Below are 23,542 nucleotides of genomic sequence, written 5' to 3'. Positions count from 1 at the left end.
CAGAAAAGCTGGCAATGGCTGTATTTGCACAAGGTTTACTTAGCGCAGGAGGCCGGTACTTTTGCGAAATCATAAAGTGCAGTTGCACTCCCATTCGTGAAGTAGCCATTGAGCAGTTCTTCCGGGAATGGATCCTGAGGTGGGATCGGGAAGATGGCCGCAGAGTCCGGTTTCATGCAGTCCTTATACCAGTTTGGCAGGTCAGCCTGCGTCACAAGCGGCATCGGCGCGATGATCGTGTTGACGAGTGGCTTTTGACCTTCAAGAACACGCAGCGCAACGCGGAAAGCATTCTGGGCTGCGACATGCGGTGAAACTTCACCGCCATAGAACTTGAATGTGTCCTGATTGGCATTCCAATAGCCAAGCGCATCGCCCGAAATGGAGCCTGCAATCAGCGGCAGCGGACGGCCTGCCTGCTGGAAAGCTTCCGCGATGAAGCGCGCTTCACTGCCCGTCGACCAGACCGCATCAATCGGCTGCGGGGTGGTTGCAAGCGCCTGCAGAACCGCTGACTTGGTTGTCGTGCCGGTCCATTCGCCGCTTACCTTGCGTGCGATCTTGAGATTGCCAGCTTCTTCAACGGCCTTTTCAAGACCGGCATTTTCCTGCTGGACGAGCGGATGGCCGGAAATGCCTTCGACCTGCAGGATTGTGCCGCCATCTTTGAGCGTTTCTGCAATGCCCTTGCCCATCTGATAGCCCCAGAGGTTCTGGTTATGCATGACATTGATGGCATTTGGCGTGGTGACGGAACCCGCCGAAGTGATGACCGGAATGCCTGCTTTATAAGCATCGTCGATCACTGCATTGAGCGCTGTAGAAGAACCAGCTATCGTGGTGATGACGTTACAGCCCTGCTCAATAAAGGCGCGGATCTGTGAAATCTGCTGTGTCGCATCGCCGTTGGAATCGGACACAACATATTCCGACACATCACCTGCGGCGATTGCACCATCGACAAGACGTTTGAGCTCATCATTGAAGGTCACGCGCCACGGATTGCCCATGTAGGACTCCGAATGGCACCAGCGCCATGGCTTGGCAGGCGCTTTGAAGTCAGCATAGGCCGACGGGCCAACTTCAACTGCATCCGTATAGAGCGCCTGAATTTCGGTGGGAAGGCTACCAAGCAATGCCGTACGGTCCTGACTTTGCGCAGGCGCGCTCAGCGCAGAAGCGGACAAAATCGCCAGCGTTAATGCCTTCAGACCACGGCCTGAGTGAATTCCGATCATCTGTATTCCTCCAGCGTGAACCCCTCCGTTCACTTGTAAAGACATTATTCACATACGTCAGCTAACGTCAAATGAAAAATGTGAGCGCTCACTATGGATCGATCATAAATGATGGATAATGTTAAGCGTATGAAAAAATGAACCTGAAAATGAAGCGAAAGCGCTTTATCAGGCCACGACACGCGGCGCGTTCCCGTCGCATCAGCTACTCAAATATCACGAATTTTGACGGAATCGCGCTCTGGTGCGCATGCCGAAAAGTGTGAAACTATTTTCGGGATGCGCGTTTAGACAAACATTTAGATCGGCGCTCTAACCCGTTTTATCTTAAGCATAATCTTATCGATCCTCGTTTCACTCCGGTCGGATTATGCTCTAAACGTCGCTGTAAAGTCGTCCCTCACCTTGCATCTGATGGAGAGGAGCGCTCATTTTCGCGCGCAATCCAGATGGGGCGTAATCGGTCTCTACGTTGCCTGTTCCCATAAGACCCATGCGGATCAGTCTCGACCCGAAGCCAAGACTGTCAGGCTTTGATATTTCAGGGCCACCGGCTTCACACCAGTTGAGAAAAAGTGTGGCCTTTCCATCTTGATCGCAGGTGTTCCAGCTAATCGAAATACGCCCCGTATCATTGGATAATGCACCATATTTGATGGCATTTGTCGTGAGTTCATGGATCAAGAGCGATGCCGAACTCGCAGCTTTCGGCCCGATAAATATATCAGCACCCTCAATATCAATACGCTGATCGACACCAAGTGCAGCAGTAATTTCATCGATTATCTGCGCCAATGATCCGCTTGAGCTTTTACCAAATTGCAAAACTTTGTGCGCACTGCTTAACGCAAACAATCGCCTCGAAAAAGAACGGAGTTCCTCTTCATTGTCCTGGCTTTTAAAGGTCTGACTTGCGATAGCACCCACGATACTGAATGTATTCTTTATGCGATGGGCAAGCTCTGCATTCATAATCTGCGCGTTCTTCTCGGCTTCGACTTTTCCTGTCGTTTCAATGACAGTGTCCATCATACCGCCAACACTGCCGTCTTCATCCAAAATCGGACTGTAGCAGAAGGTGAAATAACACTGTTCGTCAAAGCCGGAACGATTAATGAGCAACGGAAAGTCTTCAATGAAAGTAGCTTCGCCCCGCATAGCCTTTTCGGCAATCGGTCCAATATCGGCCCACACTTCCGACCAGATTTCATTGAACGGCTTACCCATACAATTCTGCTTATCACCCAGAATTTGTTTGAAAGCATCGTTGTAAAGCGTGATGAATTTTGGTCCCCAAGCAATCGCTTTTGGAAAATGTGATGCCAGCATCATCTGAGCTGCAGTTTTAAGCGGACGCGGCCAATTTTCGGGAACACCCAAAGGATTTTTTGACCAGTCAATGTTTTTGATTAGTTCAACCGCTTCACCCGTTGTCGGGATGAAGAAAACCCTGTCGTTCAATTTGAGGCACCCTTCTCGATTACCAAACGTGCTCGAAAGCGCCAAAGAGCGAAGGTTGTGCCTTGGGAAAGTGGCGAAGCAAAAGACCAATAGCACATCATTGTTCTACTGATAACTAATAAATCACTATAGAGCGTGTCCTGAAAACTGCGACGCGGTTTTCAGAAAAAGATACGCGTAAAAACAGATGATTAGAGCGTTTTTTATGATTCAATCAAAACAGGAAACGCTCTAATTTCCTCTTAGACCTTATTTTCTGACGTCAGAAGCCAGCTCTTCAACAGGCTTCTTTTCCGCAGTTTTATCTGGCTGAATATAAAGCGTTTCAGACGAAAACGCGAAGTCGGCACCATGCGCATGCACGATTTCGATAATCTTGAGATACACTTCCTGTTGTGCCTCAAGCCAATCCGCCCAGACGGTCGTCTTGGTAAAACAATAGACCATAATGTTGAGTGATGAGTCTGCGAAGGCATCGAAATAGACCAGCAGACTTTGTGTCTGATCGATTTTCGCATTGGCTTTGAGCATTGACCTTATATCGTCAACCACCCCGGAAACTTTATCACCGTCTTCGTAGCGCAAGCCAATCGTCGTGGTGATACGCCTGTTGGTCATACGGCCCGGATTTTCAACGCTGATGGTCGAAAAGGCAGCATTGGGTACATAGAGCGGACGATTATCGAAGGTCTTGATTTTAGTAAGCCGCCAACCAATTTCCAGGACCGTGCCTTCAATATTACGATCAGGCGAGCTAATCCAGTCGCCAATACTGAACGGCCGGTCGAAATAGAGCATCACGCCAGAGAAAAGATTGCTCAGCATATCTTTTCCGGCAACGCCAATAGCGATGCCACCAATGCCGCCAAAAGCCAACAAGCCGGAAAGACCGATCCCGAAATGCTCGCCAAACAGCAGCACAATGATAAGAAATATTGTCAGCTTCAATATGCGCGCAACCATACGCGCAGACGTTGGGTCATTACCACGATCAATCTGGCTGTGTGTCAGACGATTGATGAGCTGAAACAGTTGCTGCATAGCAAGTAGCGCCATGACCAGCGCGGAAATTGTATTGATAAGGTCAGGTGTGATTGCGGTAATCTTATAATCATCAAGCAGCATATAGGCGACCTGCCTGAAGGTCATAACCAGCCCATACATTGCGGCGATAAATACGAGATGGGCGATGATGCTTCTTGACCAGCCCCGCTTGTGGCGGATCATCAACCAGATTGCAAAGGCAGCAACTGTCAAAAGCAGAATTATGCCGGCTGCGATCCAGTATTTTGCCATTTCACTCCGCCTTAAAAACTTTTACTTCCGCTTATTTCCCAGTCGCCACTCCAGGCAGATGAGCATTTGAACTCGACGTCAAAGCGCCTGTAAAAAACGCGAGATTGGCTGCGGCGATGAGAGATGCCGCATGGGCATCGGTTTGCGCCAGCTTTGCATCCAACAAGGAGTTGTTCGTCTCGTTCACCACCGTAACTGTACCCAATCCATTTTTATAGGATTCAAGTGCAGCGTCAAAAGCTGTTCCAGAGGTTTGAACCAGAACATTTGCAGCTTTGTTCGCCGCCAAAGCGGTTTTCAAACTATTGGATGCAAGAACGATTTCTGCAACCGCATCAAGCTGCACCCGACGAAAGGTTTCAGTTGCTGCATTATGCATGGATTGGGCATTTTTGAGCTGTGCCGCACGCAGTCCGCTATCATAAAGCGGCATTGTAGCGCCCACCAGAATACCCATGCCCGATGATTGCGTCCCGATTGTCGGCAAGCTTCCGGCATTGAAACTGTTTGATGTGGAAGCGAGCGCACCCGCGACAAAGACCTTTGGCATAAATTCAGCCTGAGCAACCTTGATATTGGACTTGCTGGCCTGCAGCGCCGCATAACTCGCAATCAAATCGGGACGCCGCGACAGAGCTGTTTCGACAACCGATTGGGTCACGCCTTCAAATTTTGCTGGCAATGGCCTGTTCATCGAACTTTCGACATTGATGTTGAGCATGGCATTGACGCCCATTGAAGCCAGAAGCGCCTGATAAAGCGTCTGCTGCTGACCTTCTGCTTTCACCAGTCGCAATTCAGATTGCGCGACCTGCTGTTTAGCCAGTGCAAGCTCAACCGTCGTTGCGCGTCCTTCATTCAGCTTTGCCTGAACAGCCGTCAGAACCGCCTTGCTGTTGCGCAAAGTCTGTTGCGCAATGCGATGACCGGCAACGGAAGCACTATACTCATAATAAGTGCGGGTGACATCGAAGATCACCTTCTGATGCATTGCATTGAACGTGACATTGGCCGCAAACGAGACCTGTTTTGCGGCTTCCGCCAATGCTGTCCGCTGTCCAAAGTCGAACACCAGCCATTGAAGCGCAATAGAGGGCGAAACGCCTTTCAGTGTCGTATTAACGTCACGCTCACCGATAAGCGGCACATCAACCGGCGTGGAGGTCTTTTGCACGCCGCCAATGACATTTGCAGAGATGATCGGCAGCATTGTTGCCTCGACCATACCCACAGCAAGTGCCGCCTGCCGCGCCTTTTCCCACGCATTGCGCGTGGCCGGATTGCTGCGCTGCGCCAGATCAATCAACTGCGCCAGATCATAAGAAGGCCGTGTATCGACGGCAACGGGACTTGAAATCAAAGCCAGTTCAGGATTGGACGGAACACTGAAATCTTTTGTCTGCGACGTGCTGCTGGCTGACGCATCTTTACTCTGGTCTGGCTTCCACGGCTGATCAGATGCTGTAGGCGCAAGTTTCAGCGCATCTGTGGCACAGCCACTCAGCACCAAAGCGAAAATCGAAATCAGCGCAAAGGAGGTATGCGTCGAAGGCTGTTTCATGCCTTGCCGCCTGCCAAAAGTGCTTCCATATGCGCAAGATGCTTACCGATTTTATCCGCCCCCTCATTTTCTGCTTCTTCAGCAGAGCACGCCTTTTCTTCCAATCCAATACCGCTTTGCGCATCGTCCGACTTTATATGCAATGAGAGCGCATTCAATCTTTCAACAGCATCAGGCATCACCTGAGCGGAAAAGTAGACTTCCTTGTTGAGTGAAGCAAGCTGATCGGCAAGGCCATCAAAGGTTTTTTCAAGTTTTGCAGATGGACGGAGAGCTGTTGGCTCAAAGGGCAGAAGATAAAAACAATAACGCACTTCATCCAGAAGACGCTCAGTTTCAGCGGCAGTGTTGATCATCTCTGGCCGTTGATCCGGCGCGGCGGACGCAATTTCAGCTATTTTGCGCGCGGCATCTGAAAGACGCTGGCGAATAACCGTGACGACAGGCGCTGGCCAAATCAGTGTCGAAACAAGATAGACCGCGAAATTGCCCACCAGAATACCGATAATACGATCGCGCGCCGTATCCATATCAGTCGTTGGGCCAAAGCCCTGCAATACTGTCAAAGTGAATGCCAGACCAATCTGAACGCCGCCATAAGACACTTTTTCACTGCCCGCCGATACCCATGCCGCAAGAAGTGCCACCGCAAAGACCAGAATCATGAGGCTGCCTACGGATTCCAACTGCGGCATAAGAAATATTAGCGACGCAATGCCAATCGCCGCCCCAATAAGGCATCCGGTGATACGCAAAGTGAGCTTATGAATTGTATCGCCAGCTGTGCCGAGCGATGCGACATAGCAAGTCACCATGGCAGTATGAATGCCCTGCCAGTTGATCGCCGCATAAAACACATAGCAGAGGATCGCAGCTAAAGTCGTTTTCAGGGCAAACCGCTGATAAACAGGATTGGTAAAAGCGTCTGCGGCAAAGAAACTATCGCCCGAGCCTTTTTTATAATCGGTCTTTTCACTCCCCGCGATATTTCTGAGCGCCTGTAAAATTCCCGCCTCCTGCCTTGGAGCGGCAGCTTCTGTTAAGGTTTCAGGGGCGGGAAGCGATGCGCCTTTATTCAGCGCATCAACCATTTTATCGATCTGACCGGCATAATGCTGGCGGTTCTCATTCGGCGTATCGGCAGGAAGAGAGGCTGCTGCAAAAAGCAACTGATAAGAGGCAGTAATATCGCTTTGAATGCGCGAAAGTCTGTTTTTGGTAGTCTGATGCAATATTTTAACGAGCATCGAACGCTTGTTTTCGTCTTCGTTGGCCGCCCCAAGCTTTTCCCGCAACAATGGGTCCGTCACGGGGGATAAATTTAACAGCGCATGGCGCGCCACCAGCAGGCGTTCACGCAATTCCTCACGCAATAGCGCCAGACTCCAGCGTCCGAAAAACAAGCTGAACCCTGCAATGACAAACATCGGCAAGATGGCCATTTCCCATGCATATCGCAGAGCAACAGAAATCACACCATTGATCGGAACTTCATTCACAAGGCTGAGAATGAAGGCGATGATCAATGCGACGATGCTGCCACCTTCGCCAAGCTTGCTGGCCGCTCCAAGGAAAATGAAAATAAATGATACGATGATCATAACCAGAATGCGCAGCAATGCGGATTCAACCGTCCATGCGAGCACCGGGACCATCAGGGCCACAAGCAATGTAATTGCGATGATGGCAGCCGTCGCTACCACGGTATTTTCCGCACCATCAGCTTTCATCAGGAAAATAACGAGGTAGCAACTGATCGCCGATTCCGGGATGTGGAACATCATGGCTATGCCCGCAACAAGCGCGCAGACGGCTGCAACGCGCCATGCTGTGGCCATTCGCCCAGGAAAAGGTGCCAGATCCGCTAGGGTTTCGCGGATTGCGTCCCAGAGCCTGTAATTAGCACTCGTTGCCATTATGCACTGTCACAACGGCTGATGCCCCGGAGCGTGTCAGCTCGGCTGGCGGATTAATCAGTTTTACACGCACCGGAAAGCGTTGCGCTATTCTCACCCAGTTCAGGTTTTTCGGCACATAGGGCAGATTGCGTGGGATATTGATCAGATCTTCAGACGAAACACCCCATCCGATCCCCTCGACGCGACCTTTGACGACAATGGAACTGTCAGCCAAAATTCTGACATGCGCACAACTCCCGACTTTTATACCGCCAAGCTCGGTTTCGGGAAAAGTCGCAGATGCATACCAGCTAGACGTGTCGATCAATGTGAAAAGAGACTGCCCTGGCGCGACGATCTGCCCCGTGCCATTCAAAACGCCCACAACCCTGCCGTCATGCGGTGCCGTAACGACAGCATTATCCAGATTATGCTGTGCCAGCGCGAGCGCGGCCTGCCTTGCACGCACCAAAGCCTGCGCGCTATCAACCGTTCCCACTATCGTGGTTGCTGCCTCAGCTTGCTTGATGGCCTGCGCCAGACTGATCTGCGCATCATTGCGCAAGGTCTTTGCATCATCGACCTGCTGGCGCGTGACATAGCCTTTGGGGCTAAGCGCCTCAAGCCGCTTGAGCGTTGCTTCCGCAAGATCGAGATTCGTCCGTGCACGCACCACTTGCTGGTCAGCTATTTGTGCATTTTGGGATTCCGCATTGACTGCACGCCTTTGCGAATCGAGCGCCGCTTCTGCCATTACAAGATCAGCGGACGTCTGTTCTACGAGCAGCTTCAGCGGCACAGGATCAATCGAAAAAAGCATATCGCCTTTTTTGACGGCCTGATTTTCCTGAACATTGATGGAGATAATTTTTCCGGGAACCGTCGCGGCAATATTCACAATATTAGCACCAATGACGGCATCGTTTGAGAGTGGGTTTTGATGAGCTTCGCGCAGATAAAGCCACGCCATCACAAAGGCCACGATGATTAAAATACCGGTGAGCAGAACGCCGACTGTGCTGAATTCTCTTTTGCTATAAGCATTATTTTCCATGCTATCGACCATACACAAAAAGCGCGAGGCCGCAGGCGATCGCGATAACGATTGCAGTATAGGCGGTCAGGCGAAACGGTAGAATATCATCAAGCCCAATGCGGATCATTATAACCCGCACTAAAATAGTGATCACTATTGCGATGAAAAGACACAGCATCCACGATGGAAAATATGCCCCCAACAAAGAAAATGACGGACCTGACACCGATTATAGGTCTCCGCTAAATATGCTGAACACGCCTGAGCGTTACAGATTCTTATTTCTATTCCATAGTTACGGTAAGCCTATAACGGCTGCAAGAAGCAATTCGATTTTTACTGATTCATATTCAGATTATCATGACAATATGCATATGAAGCCCCTACTTAACAGAGGAATAAAGTGTCGACCTGCATATTTTCGATTGCCTTAAAAAGCTTTCACAAAATTATTCTAGAGAGAAAATTTACTTGATCATGATTATTTGACTGGCAAAGAATTATATTGGAATGGCGGGCTGACAATGATGCGTTTTGATCGGAACAAGCTGAACTTCGGCGCAAAATACGAACACTTACACAATGGTGTGCCGTGTCAGTGTCATAGTCCGGAAGCACGCAGCATTAATCATCGCCTGACGACCGCTATGTCTCGCCGCTCTTTCATAACCGGCGCGGGTGCGATCCTGGCTGCTGCAGGCTCTGGCTTTGCAACTCCCGCTCTCGCGCAGTCGCCCGATAAGCCATTATTACTCAAGAATATTTCTATTTTCGACGGAATGCTCGATAAGCTGATCGTTGGTAAAAGCATCCTGATCCGAGACGGGAAAATTGAGGCATTTGTGGATGACGGAGAAACCATCACTGATGCAACCGTAATTGATGGTGCAGGCATGACAGCCATGCCGGGTCTTATTGACGTTCATTGGCACTCCATGCTTGCAGCCATGCCAATGAACGTCGCAATGACCGCAGATATTGGGTATCTCTACCTAATCGCTGCACAGGAAGCGGAAAAGACATTGATGCGCGGCTTCACTACTGTTCGCGATGTCGGCGGCCCGTCATTCGCGCTCAAGCGTGCAATAGATGAAGAACGCTTTATGGGACCACGCATTTATCCCGCCGGCGCGATGATTTCGCAGACCTCGGGGCATGGCGATTTCCGCATGCGCACCGATATTCCGCGAACAGGTCAGTCCGATTTGAGTGCTGCTGAAAAAGCAGGCATATCGGTGATCGCGGACGGCAGCGACGAAGTTTTACGCCGCACGCGCGAACAACTTATGCTGGGCGCTAGCCAGATCAAGATCATGGTTGGAGGCGGCGTATCGTCTTTCTATGATCCGCTCGATTCCATCCAGTTCACCAGTGCCGAAATTCAGGCATCAGTAAACGCAGCCTCTGATTGGGGAACTTACGTTTGCGCCCATGTTTACACATCCGCTGGCATTAAACGTGCGCTCGATAACGGCGTACAGTGTATCGAACATGGCCAGCTTGCTGACGACGACACTATTCGCCGTATAGCGGATGAAGGTGTGTGGTGGAGCATTCAGCCGTTTCTAGCGGATTCAGATTCCAATCCGCAAAGCGTCCCCGAAGCGCGTGCGCAGCAAATCCGTATTGCAGAAGGAACAATACGTTGCTTCGAACTTGGTCAAAAATACAATGCAAAGTTAGCCTGGGGAACCGATATACTTTTCAATCCAAAAGGAACGCAATCACAAACACGCCAACTGGCAAAGACTGCGCAGTGGTTCGGCAATTTCGGCGTTTTGAAAATGGCGACGTCTACAAATGCAGAACTGCTCAGAATGAGCGGCGATCGCAATCCATACAAAGCAGCACTCGGCGTTCTGGAGCCAAAGGCCTATGCGGATATTCTGCTGGTCGATGGCAATCCATTGGATGATATTTCGCTGATCGCCGACCCGGAGAAAAATTTCCGGTTGATCATGAAAAACGGCATTGTGTGTAAAAATACTTTAAGTTCATAACACAATGCCTAGTATTCGGAGCGATCCGTGCTGAGCCGATTTTGCTCATATCGGTGCTTGACCGGAAATGGCGGCAACCACGCATCGCGACGGGTGGTCCAGAGTTCATAGGTCGGGATCAATTGATCTGTTTCATCAAGAGATCCAAGGTTGATTTCTATTTCATCATCCGACTTTGAAAAGACGGACGAGCCGCAACGCGGACAGAAGGCACGCCCTTCGTAACTATGCGTTTGCCCCTCAATTGTGACTGCTGTTTGGGGAAATATTGCAGAGGCATGGAACAAGGCACCATGATGCTTGCGGCAATCGATGCAATGGCAGATGCCCACACGATATGGACGCCCCGAGGCGACAAGCCGAACAGCACCGCACAGACAACCACCCGTGAAACGATCCATCTTGGTCTCCTGCGTTAAGGCCGAGCACTTCTCATACTAAAAGATAATAAACGGATCAAACGATTCAGTTCATCATGCTCGTGTGAGAAAGTGTGCGGAAGTTGGAGGAGAACGACCGCATACGTCAGCAAAAATGCTGTTGGGAGGACTCTTAATGTCAATTTCATCGGGTGCCAAAGCAGGCACATCAAAAATGACGCGCGAAGAAAAGAAGGTCATTTTCGCTTCTTCGCTCGGTACAGTTTTTGAATGGTATGATTTTTATCTTTACGGAACACTGGCCGCCTTTATCGGTGCCGCGTTCTTCAATGAATATCCGGAAACAACCCGAAATATCTTCGTTCTGCTCGCCTTTGCAGCAGGCTTCCTTGTGCGCCCTTTCGGCGCGTTGGTTTTTGGACGCATCGGTGATCTCGTCGGTCGTAAGTATACGTTTCTTGTCACCATCGTCATCATGGGCGCATCAACCTTTCTGGTCGGTATTCTGCCCGGATCGGCTACGATTGGTATTATCGCACCAGCGATCCTGATCATCCTGCGAATGTTGCAGGGTCTGGCGCTGGGCGGGGAATATGGTGGCGCTGCAACCTATGTTGCCGAACATGCGCCGAATGGCCGTCGTGGGTTCTATACGTCATGGATTCAGACGACTGCAACATTGGGCTTGTTCCTTTCGCTCATGGTCATTCTGGGCATTCAGAATGTCATGACAACGGAATCCTTCGCTGCGTGGGGCTGGCGTATTCCTTTCCTCGTTTCAATCGTTCTTTTGGGTATCTCGGTCTGGATTCGCTTGCAGATGAGTGAATCCCCTGCCTTCAAGAAAATGAAGGAAGAAGGAAAAACCTCCAAAGCACCTTTGACTGAAGCATTCGGTCAGTGGAAAAATGCGAAGATCGCTCTTATCGCTCTGTTTGGCCTGACAATGGGACAAGCTGTTGTCTGGTATAGCGGGCAATTCTACGCGCTGTTCTTCCTTCAGAACGTGCTCAAAGTTGAAAACCAATCGGCGAATATCATGGTCGCCACGGCACTTGTGCTTGGCACCGGTTTCTTCGTCGTGTTTGGCTGGCTTTCAGATAAAATTGGTCGCAAGCCAATTATCATGGCGGGTCTGGCTCTTGCGGCCGTAACCTATTTCCCGCTGTTCAAAGCATTGACCCAAGCTGCCAATCCAGCCTTGGCACATGCTGAACAGACAATCCGTGCAACGGTCACGGCAGCACCTGGCGATTGTAATTTCCAGTTCAATGCGACCGGAACGGCCAAGTTCACAAGCTCCTGCGACATTGCAACAAGCTTCCTGTCGCGTAGTGCGGTGCCATATGATGTCGTGACCGGCCCTGCCGGACAGCCTGCAACCGTCAAAATCGGCGATTCAACTGTCACTTCATTCGATGCGAACGCAACCGGTGTAGATGCAAAAGCCAGCCAGGCCAAGCTCACACATGACATTAATCTCGCTCTGCAAAAAGCAGGTTGGCCATTGGTACGTAGCCCGGCAAAGGTTGCAGACTCTAAGCTTGAGGCTTTCGTTGCAGCTAATCCGGAACTGGCACTCAATGCTGGAGCCGTTCGTGCGGGTGAAAGTGCCACAATGACCAATGCGGAATTGGTCAAGGCTAACATCGTTACGCAAATCGAAGCAGATGCCGCCGGTGAGCCAAGTCAGGCTGTTTACACCATCCCGAATGCTGGTGCGTTCAAGATGGTGGCCGATCCGGCACAGATCAACTGGACAATGACAATCTTAATCCTCACCGTTCTCGTGATCTATGTCACGATGGTGTACGGCCCGATTGCCGCTATCCTCGTTGAAATGTTCCCGACCCGCATTCGCTACACCGGCATGTCGCTGCCATATCATATTGGTAACGGCTGGTTCGGTGGTCTTCTGCCAGCAACCGTCTTCGCGATGAGTGCTGCAAAGGGCGATATTTACTATGGTCTCTGGTATCCGATCATTATCGCAACGATCACGCTCGTTATCGGTGTGCTCTTTGTGAAGGAAACCAAGGACGTCGACCTCAATAAAGTAGAATAGTCCGAGGCTCCTGAAACGGAAACGCCGCCTCATTGAGGCGGCGTTTTCATTTGTACAACACTATTACCAATACTGCGCTTCGATTTCGATCAGTTTCTGTTTGCGCCAAAGACCCCCGCCATAGCCGGTCAGTGATCCATCTGCGCCAATCACACGATGGCAAGGAATGATGATCGCAATCTGATTGGCACCATTAGCTCGCGCAACCGCTCGCACAGCAAGCGGCTTTTCGACAGCCCTTGCAATCTCGCTATAGCTTCGGGTTTCGCCCGCGCGGATAGTCTGCAATTCACGCCAGACATCACGGGTAAATACGCTTCCATGCAACACGAGCGGCATATCGAAACCGGCAGATTTTCCGCCAAAAAATGCTTCAAGCTGTGCTTCAAGCACCTCATGGGTCGAAAAACGTCCGATACCGATTGCACCATGACAGGCTTTGTGCAGCTTTTTAAGCTCCTGCGGCAAGGCTCTACGATCAGCAAATTCCAGAAGGTGTAAAGCCGAAGCATCACACACCGCAATCATGGTACCGAGCGGGGTTTTGATCCAATCGGCACGCAGCATACCGCCTTTTGGCAACTTCGCGGGTGGCAATCCAAGAATACGAGCAAAAGCGGTTCGAAAAGCATCGGGCGATTCAAAACCTGCATCCACTTGTGCATCAATAACCCGATCGCCTTGGGCCAAGGCCTGAAACCCTTGCCGCAAACGCTCCTGTCTTGCCATTTCCAGAAATGTAATCCCAAAATGTCGCCTGAAACTGCGCCGCACGGTGGAGGGATCAAAGCCCATTCCCGCCACGTCATCCTCGCTCCAGCGCCGTTGAGGTTGTGCATCAAGCGCATTCAGCAAACGCTTTACAGAGGCATCTGCCTCAGCTGCTGGCTGCAATGGATGGCATCGCTTGCACGGCCGGAAACCATCCGCAATACATTCGGGAATAGAAGCAAAGAACCTGCAATTTTCTTTCAGCGGCTTTCTCGCCGGACAAGTCAATCGGCAAAAAATGCCCGTTGAAAGTACACCAACATAGGCTTTGCCCTCATAAGCGGTGTCGCGAGCAAGCAATGCGTCATACAAGACGTTCATATCAGGGAGTGTGTTCAACATACTTACCATTCTTAAGCGATTAGCATGAAAATACAGCCGGAAATCGGGCGTCTATTTTCCATCGCATCTTTGTCTGAAAAGTGACAAAACAGCTTTACCATATAAAACAATGCTATTCATTTTGGCGGAACATCGCGCTATTCATTCAAAATATTAAAATTTATTGTGTGCCCGTGACAACCCAACGATCAGGTGAAATTTGGCTTCCGGTATAGATACAGCCATCAGCGCGGCTGATGCTTTTTCTCACATGAGAATTATCAACGGCATGGGCATCAGCTTATGCCTGTCGCGATTGCTTATCTTCGCTTCAAAATTCGTACAACACCCCGATAAGCATAAAGTTTCCTATATGCATATCGGATGGATAACCGTCGTACTGCTTTGGATAATTCAGTTCTGGTGGGATTATCTTTTCGAAAGCGGATCCAAGACATATAACGTCTACACATATGTTTTAGACTTACTCTATGTCTTCGGACTTTTCTTTGTATGCGTAACTCTGACGCCCGATGACATCAAAGAATATGGAGACTACGAAAATTATTTCATATCTCGAAAGATATGGCTTTTCTCGCTGTTCATATTCCTTAATCTCGTGCAGTTTTTGAGTGACGCTGGCCCAAGTTTTGTTATCAACGATCATGTTTCTTATGTCGTTGACTTCATTTTCTTTGCCATCCAAACCATCGCAATACTTTTTGCCATGCGTATAAAGCGCAAAGGGTTTCAATACTTGTTTATCGCTCTGCTAATTGGTGCCATCTTTGCAGACTTCACAATTCAAATTGATTAAAAAAGCCGCCGTATGAATTTCACACGGCGGCTTTTTACAAAGATATGCTCAAAATTAGGCAGAGAGCGCCTTGAACTTTGCAAGGATCGCATCGCCCATTTCCACCGTGCCGATCTTGGTTGTGCCTTCCGACCAGATGTCGGCAGTACGCAGACCATCATCAAGAACACCAGCAATCGCAGCTTCCAGACGATCAGCTTCATCAATCAGATTGAACGAGTAGCGCAGGCACATGGCAAGCGATGCAATCATTGCAATTGGATTGGCAATGCCCTTGCCTGCAATGTCAGGTGCCGAACCATGCACAGGTTCATAAAGCGCCTTGCGCTTACCGGTCACACCGTCAGCAGCACCGAGCGACGCCGACGGCAACATGCCAAGCGATCCGGTCAGCATGGCGGCAACGTCGGAAAGCATATCGCCAAACAGATTGTCGGTGACGATCACGTCAAACTGCTTTGGCCAGCGCACAAGCTGCATACCGCCAGCATCGGCCAGCATATGTTCAAGCTCTACGTCAGAATGCTTTTCCTTATGGCGAGCGGTGACGACCTGATTCCACAAGACGCCCGACTTCATCACATTGCGCTTTTCCATCGACGTGACTTTGTTGCGGCGGGTGCGCGCAAGTTCAAAAGCCACATCGGTGATGCGTTCGATTTCATAGGTATCATAAACCTGCGTATCAATACCGCGCTTCTGGCCATTGCCGAGATCAATGATTTCCTTCGGCTCACCGAAATAGACACCGCCCGTCAGTTCGCGCAGGATCAGAATGTCGAGGCCTTCGATCACTTCTGGCTTCAGCGACGATGAATGTGCAAGCGCCGGGTAGCAGATGGCCGGACGCAAGTTGGCATAAAGTGCCAAATCCTTGCGAAGACGCAGAAGGCCTGCTTCCGGGCGCACTTCATAAGGAACGCTATCCCACTTAGGCCCACCGACCGCACCAAAGAGCACGGCATCGGCAGCAAGCGCCTTTTCCATGTCCGCATCGGAAATCGCCTGACCGTGCGCATCATATGCCGAACCACCAACAAGTCCTTCGTCGGTTTCAAAACCGAGATTCAGACCCGAATTGAGGAAATCGATTATCTTGCGGACCTCAGCCATTGCTTCAGGACCGATACCGTCACCGGGCAGGAGAAGGAGTTTTCTGGATGCCATAATGCCAAGCCTCTGTTTTTTCTCAGATAATAGCGGCAAGGAAATGAGTTTCCGCTACTTCATCTTAAAGCGCATTTCGATCGGATTTTAGCAGATCGTTGCGTCTCAACCATTTGTTTAAAAACACATGTTGTCTGAAAACTGCTTCACAGTTTTCGGGATGTGCTTTGAAGTTCCGGGGGGGGTTATAGAACCCCCTCGCCCGGCAAGCAATAATGACGTCACGAAATTTATGAAAAAGAACTGATGATATGTAGAAATTATATAACAGGCAAAATCCACATGCTTAGAAGGGCTAAGCCTCCTATTCCAATGCGCGCGCTTCCGATGGGAGCATAATTGGAATGCCGCCCCGAACAGGGTAAGCAAGCTTGGCTTTTTCAGAAATAAGCTCGCTGTGTTCCGCATCATACAGAAGCGATCCCTTGGTCAGCGGACATACAAGCAATTCAAGCAGCTTCACGTCGAGATTGCCGGTATTTTCGTTCTCAGCCATTGGTCTATCCTCAATATTTATTGCAATCGCGAGCCATAATCATCCTTGATCTTGGCAAGCACCATTTCAGTGATTGCGATCAGGGTTGCGGCGCGTGTTTTCAAATCAGGCGCCTCCAGAAGCGCTTGTTTTTCGGCAGGTCCAAAAGGCGACATCATCGATAACGCGTTGACCAGCGTATCATTTCCGGCACGCGAAATACTTTCCCAATCAGCTTCCAGATTATGCACTTCAAGATAGTCCTTGAATGCAGCCAGAAGCGCATCACGGTCAATCTCGCCGAGATCACGCGGGTCTTCCAGATCAGCTAAAAAAGGTGCGATGCGGCATTGGCGATAAGGCCTGCGGCTATGGACCTCTTCCAGAACGCGAAATCTGCAAATACCCTGAAGTGTAATAAGCACTCGCCCGTCGCCGGTTTCAGAGTATGTGGTAATACGTCCGAGGCATCCAACCTGGCTCAATGGTGGGCGTAGAGTTTCATCGAACTTTTCGTTGTCGTCCTCATCGCTATCGTCAATTTGCGGTTGGATCATCGCGATAATGCGCTTTCCGGCCAGCGCATCTTCCACCATTTCCAGATAACGCGGCTCGAAAATATTGAGCGGCAACTGTCCACCAGGTAAAAGCAGCGCACCCGTTAACGGAAACACCGGCACAAGCTCTGGTATATCAGCGCCCGTCCGATAACGGGCATTGCCCACTTGCATCACACTCTCCCTATATTGATGGCTTCCCGATTCAGAGCGGTTCCCGTTTAAATGGAATCGTAAGAACCGCTCTATCTATTTGTTTTATCGCGCTATCCTACACAAAACCGCTTCGCTTTGTTGCTAGACGTGCTCTAGGAAAACAGGAGCGATGAAAGCTTGCGACGCGCGCCGAGCGTTGCCGGATCCATATTGCCCCAAGCTTCAAAAAATTGCAGAAGCTGCATGCGCGCACCGTCTTCGTTCCAGCTACGATCCGCTTTCATGATTGCCAGCAATTCATCGGCCGCATCTTCACGGCGTCCTTGCGCATTGCGCACCTGCGCAAGTTCAAACCGCGCCTGATAGTCCTTCGGATCGGCCAGTACCCGCCGCTCCAGCTCGACCGGATCGCCAATAAGCTTCACCTGATCCGCAAGTGCAAGGCGTGCTTCGATTGCGCGCACAGCGGGCGCATCCTGCTTGTCTTCCGGCAGGCTTGCAAGAACCTCACGCGCTTGATCCACATCACCCGATTCAAGCACACAAGTCGCAAGACCAACAACGGCATCCACATTGTCGGGAGCAACTTGCAATATCGATGAGAATATCTGTGCTGCCTGCGCGAAATCACCGGCTTCAACAAGCTCTTTGGCTGCGTTGACCGCTTCGGTGATCGCCGCTTCCTGATCATTTGGACCGCTGATCTTGGCGATGAATTCCTTGACCTTCGAGTCCGGCAAAGCACCCATGAAGCCATCGGCAGGCTGACCATTCACGAAGGCAATGACTGCCGGGATGGACTGAATGCCAAGCTGTCCGGCGATTGACGGGTGATCGTCAATATTCATCTTCACCAGCTTCACCGCACCGCCCGCTTCGCGAACAGCATTTTCAATAATTGGCGTCAGTTGCTTGCATGGCCCGCACCACGGCGCCCAGAAATCGACAAGAACCGGCTGATTACGCGATTCCGCCAGAACATCCGCCTGAAAACCGGCAGTGGTCGTGTCTTTGATAAGATCATTACCGCCTGCGGATGCCGTTGTGGATCCAAAGGACACATTACCAGTCATTTGACCGCTTGCATTTGAATAAGGATTGTTCTGGCTCGTCATTGGATATTCCTTATGTCTTCCCGCTTACATATAGGGCAGCAGCAAGCGGGTTTCGATGTTTCAGTTCGTATTGGCGCTAACCAATTTCAAGCAGCAGTCGCCGAAAAACCAATAAGCAGTCTATACCGAAGATGCGGCCTTGGCATCCTCCGAAACAGCAAGAATGCGCGGCTCATGCCCCGTCGCTACAAGAAAACGGATCAGATCATCGCGCTTGATGGATGTCGTCGCCTCATTGGTCAGAGGATGGCCATTAATGATGTCATTTTGCATCAAAGCAGCGTCCAGAATGATTTGAACATTGTGGTCTGTGTCATTCACCGCACCAAACACGGTGACACCGCCTGGAACCACACCAAGATATTCCATCAGCTTCTCAGCCTTGCCGAACGACACACGGCTGGAAGCGCCGATGATCTGATGGATCGATTTAAGATCGACCAGTGCATCTTCATCAACGCTCACCAGGAAGAAATTATCTTTCTTGTCTTTGAGAAACAGGTTTTTGGTGTGACCACCTGCGATTTCACCCCGCAGACTTTGAGAATCGGCAACGGTAAACAATGGCGGATGCTCGACCGTCTTAACCTCAATATCGAGGTTCTTCAGATAGTCATGAAGTTCATGCGATGTCAGAGGCATGCTTATCCCTATTCCCAAAATGAGCAGACAGTCTCAAGGTGTTTTATCCGAGCTTTTCTATACTCTTAGAGCATAATCCGCGCGGAGTGAAAGCCGAAGATTCGTCTCCAGTTGCAAATGAATCGCTTCATGCAGGCATTTTCTGCCCGCAGAAGTGGCAACCCACAGGATACAGATGCAAAAGCTGCATATCTTGCGTGGTCATTGCCTCGATCAACAGTCGGGACAATAGAATTTAATCGAATTATTTCAATAATTTAAAAGAAATACCACCTTATCTTTCATCGAAAGCGCATTTTCCTTGAATTTCCCTGTTGCAATCTCAAATGCGTTGGTCCATATAGCGCCTGCCTGACGGAAATGACTGGCGCGAGCGGGTGTAGCTCAGGGGTAGAGCACAACCTTGCCAAGGTTGGGGTCGAGGGTTCGAATCCCTTCGCCCGCTCCAGTTTTTCCGATTAGCTTAGGCATCAAGATCCCGGCTTTGACCGGGATTTTTGCTTTTCAGGACTATCAAAATTACCATTCGCGGAACAGCCTGAAATATTCGCGGTTACCGCTCGGTTACGCCTTCGCATAATTGATAGAGAGTGAAGTCGCGGTGTTGCTGGGGTGCGAGGAAATTCGCGACAGCAGCAAAGAGTAGTATACTCGTTGCAGCTAAATTCGGAGTGAGCAGGAAACGGACTGGCAGATGTAGAGCGACTGCGCTGGAAAAGTTGCCCTCCGCGCGTCTAAGAGGTTTTGACGACAGTGCGCGCCCACTCAGCCGTTCACAGTGCACCCTCTTCGTTCCATAAGCGCGCATGTCGCTATACTCGCCTTAAAACACTCTTTGGGACACCGAGAATGACCATGACAGATCATCATCTTGCGTCCCATCGGCGTCTTAATGAAATTAGTCTATCATCAATATTTAGCGCGCTGTTGGCTTCTCCAATTCGTTGCAGTATGCCTTCCATCCCGTAGGGCCACGCAAGCGCGTTGCCGGGCAGAACGGCAAAGAGGAGTGCTAACGCCTGTTCTGGATACCGGTCTACTATGTTGTCTCCAGACCGACGCAGTTCTGGCAGCATTAGATGGTCTCGCTCAATTTTGCTCAAGAGAGGTAAAACCAATGCAGCTATCTCAGGGAATTGATCTTCACTGGAGAACGCCAATTCGCAAAGCCTAGCCGATGTATTGGGCGATCTGGCTGATAATTGGCGCGGCCAAATCTGAAGCAGTTCGGAAAGAAGCCCTCTCCATCGCTTGTGCGAATTTTCGTTCTTCTCGTCAGACCACCTTTGAGCTTGCCACAGAACTCGTGATCGAAATTCATCATCGACCGTTAAAAGCAAACTACGCATCTCGTCATTAGAAATGCAACGCTCACCGGACGCATCGTCGACACTCCCCCAACCGGCTAAGATCATCCCTGCAATAATTTCACCATGTGAGCGGCGCGACGGAAGAGAATTAGCTGCAAAATCCAGCATATCGGTCTTAAGCCGCATATAGAGTTCTCTATCTGGAGTTCTCGCTCCCCACAAAAATCCCGACCAAGCCGCATCGCGGTCATCCGTGTCATCGCCCTGTAAGAGAGGCAATAAATGTTGCTCTGTCCAATTCGGATCAACAGCAAAAAACCAATTGAGACTGTGAAAGAAGATCACCAATGTATGTCTGCGCAAGTCGTGTGGAAGTTTCAACAGGGCTTCAGCGTGAGCAAGCCATTCTGAAGGAAAGCCTTGGTTTTGATGCAAATCATCCTTGCGGGGATCCTTAAAAAGTGCCTCCGCGATCTTCCCTGTAGGTGAATTGATCGCTTCCATAGTCCAGTCTGGCTCCTTCGAACCACGTACAATACCCGAACGGCCCTCGTTCGGCGATGTACGAAGTATTCCGACTAGCTTCCTCAAAATGCTGTCAAAAACAGGAATGCACTCTATGTTCAGTTTCGAACTGGCATCCCGAAGCCAATCGGTCGCAGGACGGAGGATTGTCGCAAGTTGCTCATTTGGATAGCGCGCTAGTCGGTTCGCAATCAACCAGACCAATCTGGACTTGTCATTCTTCCGCGCCTGTGAGTTGAGGAACCGTCGCCACGCCCACTCTGGAAAATCCCCTCGTTCAGCTGCGTAGTTAAGTGCAGCGAAAGCGCGGACAGGGCGCTGGGAGGCAAGCCCTGCAAAAGGATCATTCTCGACCAGAAAATCGTCTGATCGTCCGCTACTTTCTTTGGCTTGCAGCAGCACCTGTGAAAGAGGCTTGTCTCTCAGTTCCTCATGACTGGTGTTGGTCCTGACAAATCCTGATCTACCTTCCAGCGAATCGGCAGCCTTAACGCCATATTCCTCCTTCCAATCGGGTACCGCAGTGCGAAGTAGCTTCGCTTGCTCACGAGCGGTGGAGGAAAGCTTGCATCCTGATTGTTCAAGCCATTTTACGCGATTCAGAACCGACCAAGCTCGCCTATATTCAAACTCAGTAACTTTCTCTCGTCGCCATCGTTTTGGACCACTAAACAATTTTTGTTCGATTAACTTGCGTGATGTTATGCCGAGTTTATTCCATCTTCGCGCAAGGACCAGTAATAGGTCCCTTTGATGATAATTATCCCAGAATGCAGCATCGCTTAAAGAAGCTATTGCATGCCCAAAATCTTTATCCGAGATAACGTTAGTTTTGCCCGAAGCCCATATTCGCAATCGTGCGAAGACAGTGTCATCGTCGGTTGGCCATGATAAAAATTCTCGCTTACCAGCCAATTTACTGGTTTTAACCAGCTGCGAGAAGAAAGTCGCAAATTGGATAACCGCAGCAGAGAGCCCATATGTCCGATGATAATCGGAGTCCTCAGTAGCGTCCTCAACGATTGGGCTTATATAGCTTAGGCCGTATCCTCCAATTTCACGCTCCAACGAAACCGCTACTTCAAGATTCTTTCGTAAGACCTTAACAACATCGGCACACCATTCGTCTGGAACAGCAAATACTTCGTGAGTTTCAGGATATTCGACGTCGATACGTAGTAAGCGGCCTACATCTGCACCATCGTCCTCAGAAACTGGGGGCTTGGGACCACCCCAAAAATTCGGTTCTACAGAAAAGCGCGGACGAAGCACTTCCCCTAATCTTCTAACAACCGCGCTACTCCAACCATCTTTATTAATAGTCGTCTTTAATGCATACCAACCTTTATCGACATCTCGCGCATAATTCCAAGTTTCAAATAGTGACTGCCAAGCTTTACATATGTCTTGAGGAATTGGTCTATTGCTTCGCTCTAGCTCCCAAGAGATAGACTTACGAATATCACAATGAAGTGAAAGCTGATGGGCGGCCCACCATACCGCAGCAGGCTGATCACAGACTTTTGCAAGCCATACTCCCAGTTGCCCTATTCGCGGAACTAGGCGTGGTGAATGAGCAGCCCAATATCCGCGGAGTGCCGGAAGATTTTCCTCCCGGATCGGTGATCGGTCAAGCCGATTAAGTTCAAAAGCATCCCATGCATCGGATGGCGTTTCACGCTTGGCGTAATAATCCTCTGGGTCAAGTTTCGTCGGCGGAACGTCTGAATCAATGCCGTACAGATCAAATGGATCAATATAAGGGCCTTTGCTACTACGCGAACCTGTACTACCTGGCTTAGCAAATCGGCGATGTTTATCGAACACACAAAGCCATTCTGCAGATGGAACAAACTCACCGAGGCAGAATTTTTTCACGCCCTCATAAGTTGAGACTACATGTGCAACCTGACCGCGCTCATGGGGCTTAAGTACTGCCGGCCCCATCTTGGATCCTTCAATAACTTTCGCATGCCAAGCGTCAGGATCACGAGCACGCTCTGCCCAGGCCTCGAGAGATTGCCATAAAGCAGCGTGTTCATTGTCCGGACTGTATGGAATGGCCTCAACACCCTTGTGCCGCCACCGTGCAGCAGCATCGTCGTGATCACCGGATTGAAAAGCATAAGCATTTTCAAGCTTCCCGGAGGCTCTGCGCAGAGCTTCAAGGAGAAATTGAACAGGCGGATCGTCAGCAGTATACCCAACAAATACGACGACATATTTGCCAAGTATCTCTCTAATGAATGTTGTTGCCCACCCGTCCGATAAGTATGCCCGTCCAAATTCGGAGCTTGAAAGAACAAAACCGTCTCCTTCAGCACCAGTATAAGTCGGTGTAGATCGGCCGTGCAGGTATACTATTCCGTTGATGTCATTCGGGCGCAAAGGGTCAGGCAACTTCGGTGGTTGCCATGTTTGAAGATTGCGTCCGCAATCGTCAAATAATCTATCGAAGTTCGTCGTGACCAATTGAACCGCCCCTTCGGGTGTGGTTGCCAAGTCAAGCAAAACCCTATGTGCAGTGAGATCACACCTCACTTGTGGCTTTAACGCTGACGCCACCGCCTCCTCAATGTCCTGCGAGGAGAAGTCTCTTTCCAAAAGTCCGAAAACACGGTCGGCCGATATAACGCCGGGAACGCCAACGCGTCGGTCAATTTCCTGTGCTTCTTGAATAAGCTTATACGCGGGACTGTCTTGATCGACCCCGAGCTTAGAGCCTGTTCCAAAATGTGTTGAGCGATTTCA

At 50.2% G+C, this 23,542-nt stretch carries 18 protein-coding genes and 1 tRNA gene; 4 read left to right on the top strand and 15 right to left on the bottom strand.

The features are described 5' to 3' along the window. Positions 1 to 35: 35 nt before the first annotated feature. From CEV31_RS14180 to CEV31_RS14150, 7 genes are all read right to left on the bottom strand, one after another. Positions 36 to 1,238 carry a substrate-binding domain-containing protein gene (locus tag CEV31_RS14180; RefSeq protein WP_094507716.1) on the bottom strand — a complete coding sequence of 401 codons (1,203 nt, stop codon included), beginning with the start codon at positions 1,236 to 1,238 and terminating at the stop codon, positions 36 to 38. 375 nt (positions 1,239 to 1,613) lie between these two features. Continuing rightward, on the bottom strand, positions 1,614 to 2,699 hold the full coding sequence (locus CEV31_RS14175; RefSeq protein WP_094507715.1) for an HWE histidine kinase domain-containing protein: 1,086 nt from the start codon (positions 2,697 to 2,699) through the stop codon (positions 1,614 to 1,616). A 249-nt stretch (positions 2,700 to 2,948) separates the two neighbouring features. Further along, positions 2,949 to 3,995: a mechanosensitive ion channel family protein gene (locus tag CEV31_RS14170; RefSeq protein WP_094507714.1), complete on the bottom strand. Its 1,047-nt coding sequence runs from the start codon at positions 3,993 to 3,995 to the stop codon at positions 2,949 to 2,951. 31 nt (positions 3,996 to 4,026) lie between these two features. Then, positions 4,027 to 5,556 carry a TolC family protein gene (locus CEV31_RS14165; RefSeq protein WP_094507713.1) on the bottom strand — a complete coding sequence of 510 codons (1,530 nt, stop codon included), beginning with the start codon at positions 5,554 to 5,556 and terminating at the stop codon, positions 4,027 to 4,029. Next, entirely contained in the window at positions 5,553 to 7,472 is a 1,920-nt protein-coding gene (locus CEV31_RS14160; RefSeq protein WP_094507712.1) for an FUSC family protein, read from the bottom strand. The genes CEV31_RS14165 and CEV31_RS14160 overlap by 4 nt, the downstream gene beginning before the upstream one ends. Next, entirely contained in the window at positions 7,456 to 8,508 is a 1,053-nt protein-coding gene (gene mdtN, locus CEV31_RS14155; RefSeq protein WP_094507711.1) for a multidrug transporter subunit MdtN, read from the bottom strand. Before mdtN ends, CEV31_RS14160 begins: the two co-directional genes overlap by 17 nt. A 1-nt stretch (position 8,509) precedes the next feature. After that, positions 8,510 to 8,716: a YtcA family lipoprotein gene (locus CEV31_RS14150; protein ID WP_094507710.1), complete on the bottom strand. Its 207-nt coding sequence runs from the start codon at positions 8,714 to 8,716 to the stop codon at positions 8,510 to 8,512. A 298-nt stretch (positions 8,717 to 9,014) separates the two neighbouring features. On the opposite strand from CEV31_RS14150, the gene CEV31_RS14145 reads away from it, so the two are divergent. Beyond that, a complete protein-coding gene (locus CEV31_RS14145) occupies positions 9,015 to 10,490 on the top strand; it encodes a metal-dependent hydrolase family protein (protein ID WP_235818111.1) in 1,476 nt (491 codons plus the stop codon). 8 nt (positions 10,491 to 10,498) lie between these two features. Here CEV31_RS14145 and CEV31_RS14140 read toward each other — a convergent pair whose 3' ends face one another. Then, complete coding sequence (locus CEV31_RS14140) at positions 10,499 to 10,891, bottom strand: GFA family protein (protein ID WP_094507709.1); 393 nt, start codon at positions 10,889 to 10,891, stop codon at positions 10,499 to 10,501. 154 nt (positions 10,892 to 11,045) lie between these two features. Here CEV31_RS14140 and CEV31_RS14135 point away from each other — a divergent pair, with 154 nt between their 5' ends. Continuing rightward, the gene (locus CEV31_RS14135; protein ID WP_094507708.1) at positions 11,046 to 12,935 is read left to right on the top strand and encodes an MFS transporter; all 1,890 of its coding nucleotides are present in this window, start codon (positions 11,046 to 11,048) and stop codon (positions 12,933 to 12,935) included. Positions 12,936 to 12,998: 63 nt separating this feature from the next. On the opposite strand, the gene CEV31_RS14130 is transcribed toward CEV31_RS14135, so the two are convergent. After that, entirely contained in the window at positions 12,999 to 14,048 is a 1,050-nt protein-coding gene (locus CEV31_RS14130) for a bifunctional transcriptional activator/DNA repair enzyme AdaA (RefSeq protein ID WP_094507707.1), read from the bottom strand. Positions 14,049 to 14,247: 199 nt separating this feature from the next. Between CEV31_RS14130 and CEV31_RS14125 the strand changes: the two genes are divergently transcribed. Next, a complete protein-coding gene (locus CEV31_RS14125; RefSeq protein WP_143850954.1) occupies positions 14,248 to 14,844 on the top strand; it encodes a hypothetical protein in 597 nt (198 codons plus the stop codon). 54 nt (positions 14,845 to 14,898) lie between these two features. On the opposite strand, the gene leuB is transcribed toward CEV31_RS14125, so the two are convergent. From leuB to CEV31_RS14100, 5 genes are all read right to left on the bottom strand, one after another. Further along, on the bottom strand, positions 14,899 to 16,011 hold the full coding sequence (leuB, locus tag CEV31_RS14120) for a 3-isopropylmalate dehydrogenase (protein WP_094507705.1): 1,113 nt from the start codon (positions 16,009 to 16,011) through the stop codon (positions 14,899 to 14,901). A gap of 304 nt (positions 16,012 to 16,315) precedes the next feature. Then, on the bottom strand, positions 16,316 to 16,507 hold the full coding sequence (locus CEV31_RS14115; RefSeq protein ID WP_094507704.1) for a Trm112 family protein: 192 nt from the start codon (positions 16,505 to 16,507) through the stop codon (positions 16,316 to 16,318). A gap of 17 nt (positions 16,508 to 16,524) precedes the next feature. Next, complete coding sequence (locus tag CEV31_RS14110; RefSeq protein WP_094507703.1) at positions 16,525 to 17,217, bottom strand: LON peptidase substrate-binding domain-containing protein; 693 nt, start codon at positions 17,215 to 17,217, stop codon at positions 16,525 to 16,527. A gap of 134 nt (positions 17,218 to 17,351) precedes the next feature. Beyond that, a complete protein-coding gene (gene trxA, locus CEV31_RS14105; RefSeq protein WP_094507702.1) occupies positions 17,352 to 18,314 on the bottom strand; it encodes a thioredoxin in 963 nt (320 codons plus the stop codon). A 120-nt stretch (positions 18,315 to 18,434) separates the two neighbouring features. Further along, a complete protein-coding gene (locus CEV31_RS14100) occupies positions 18,435 to 18,956 on the bottom strand; it encodes a prolyl-tRNA synthetase associated domain-containing protein (protein WP_094507701.1) in 522 nt (173 codons plus the stop codon). Between the two features lie 373 nt (positions 18,957 to 19,329). Between CEV31_RS14100 and CEV31_RS14095 the strand changes: the two genes are divergently transcribed. Continuing rightward, positions 19,330 to 19,404, top strand: a tRNA-Gly gene (locus CEV31_RS14095). Between the two features lie 418 nt (positions 19,405 to 19,822). Here the strand turns inward: CEV31_RS14095 and CEV31_RS14090 are convergent. After that, positions 19,823 to 23,293, bottom strand: a complete 3,471-nt coding sequence (locus tag CEV31_RS14090) for an SIR2 family protein (protein WP_169717365.1) — start codon at positions 23,291 to 23,293, stop codon at positions 19,823 to 19,825. Positions 23,294 to 23,542 lie beyond the last annotated feature (249 nt).

This window comes from Brucella thiophenivorans (assembly GCF_002252445.1).
In the GTDB taxonomy this organism is placed as follows: Bacteria; Pseudomonadota; Alphaproteobacteria; order Rhizobiales; family Rhizobiaceae; genus Brucella; species Brucella thiophenivorans.
This window is presented reverse-complemented; position numbering and strand designations above follow the sequence as displayed.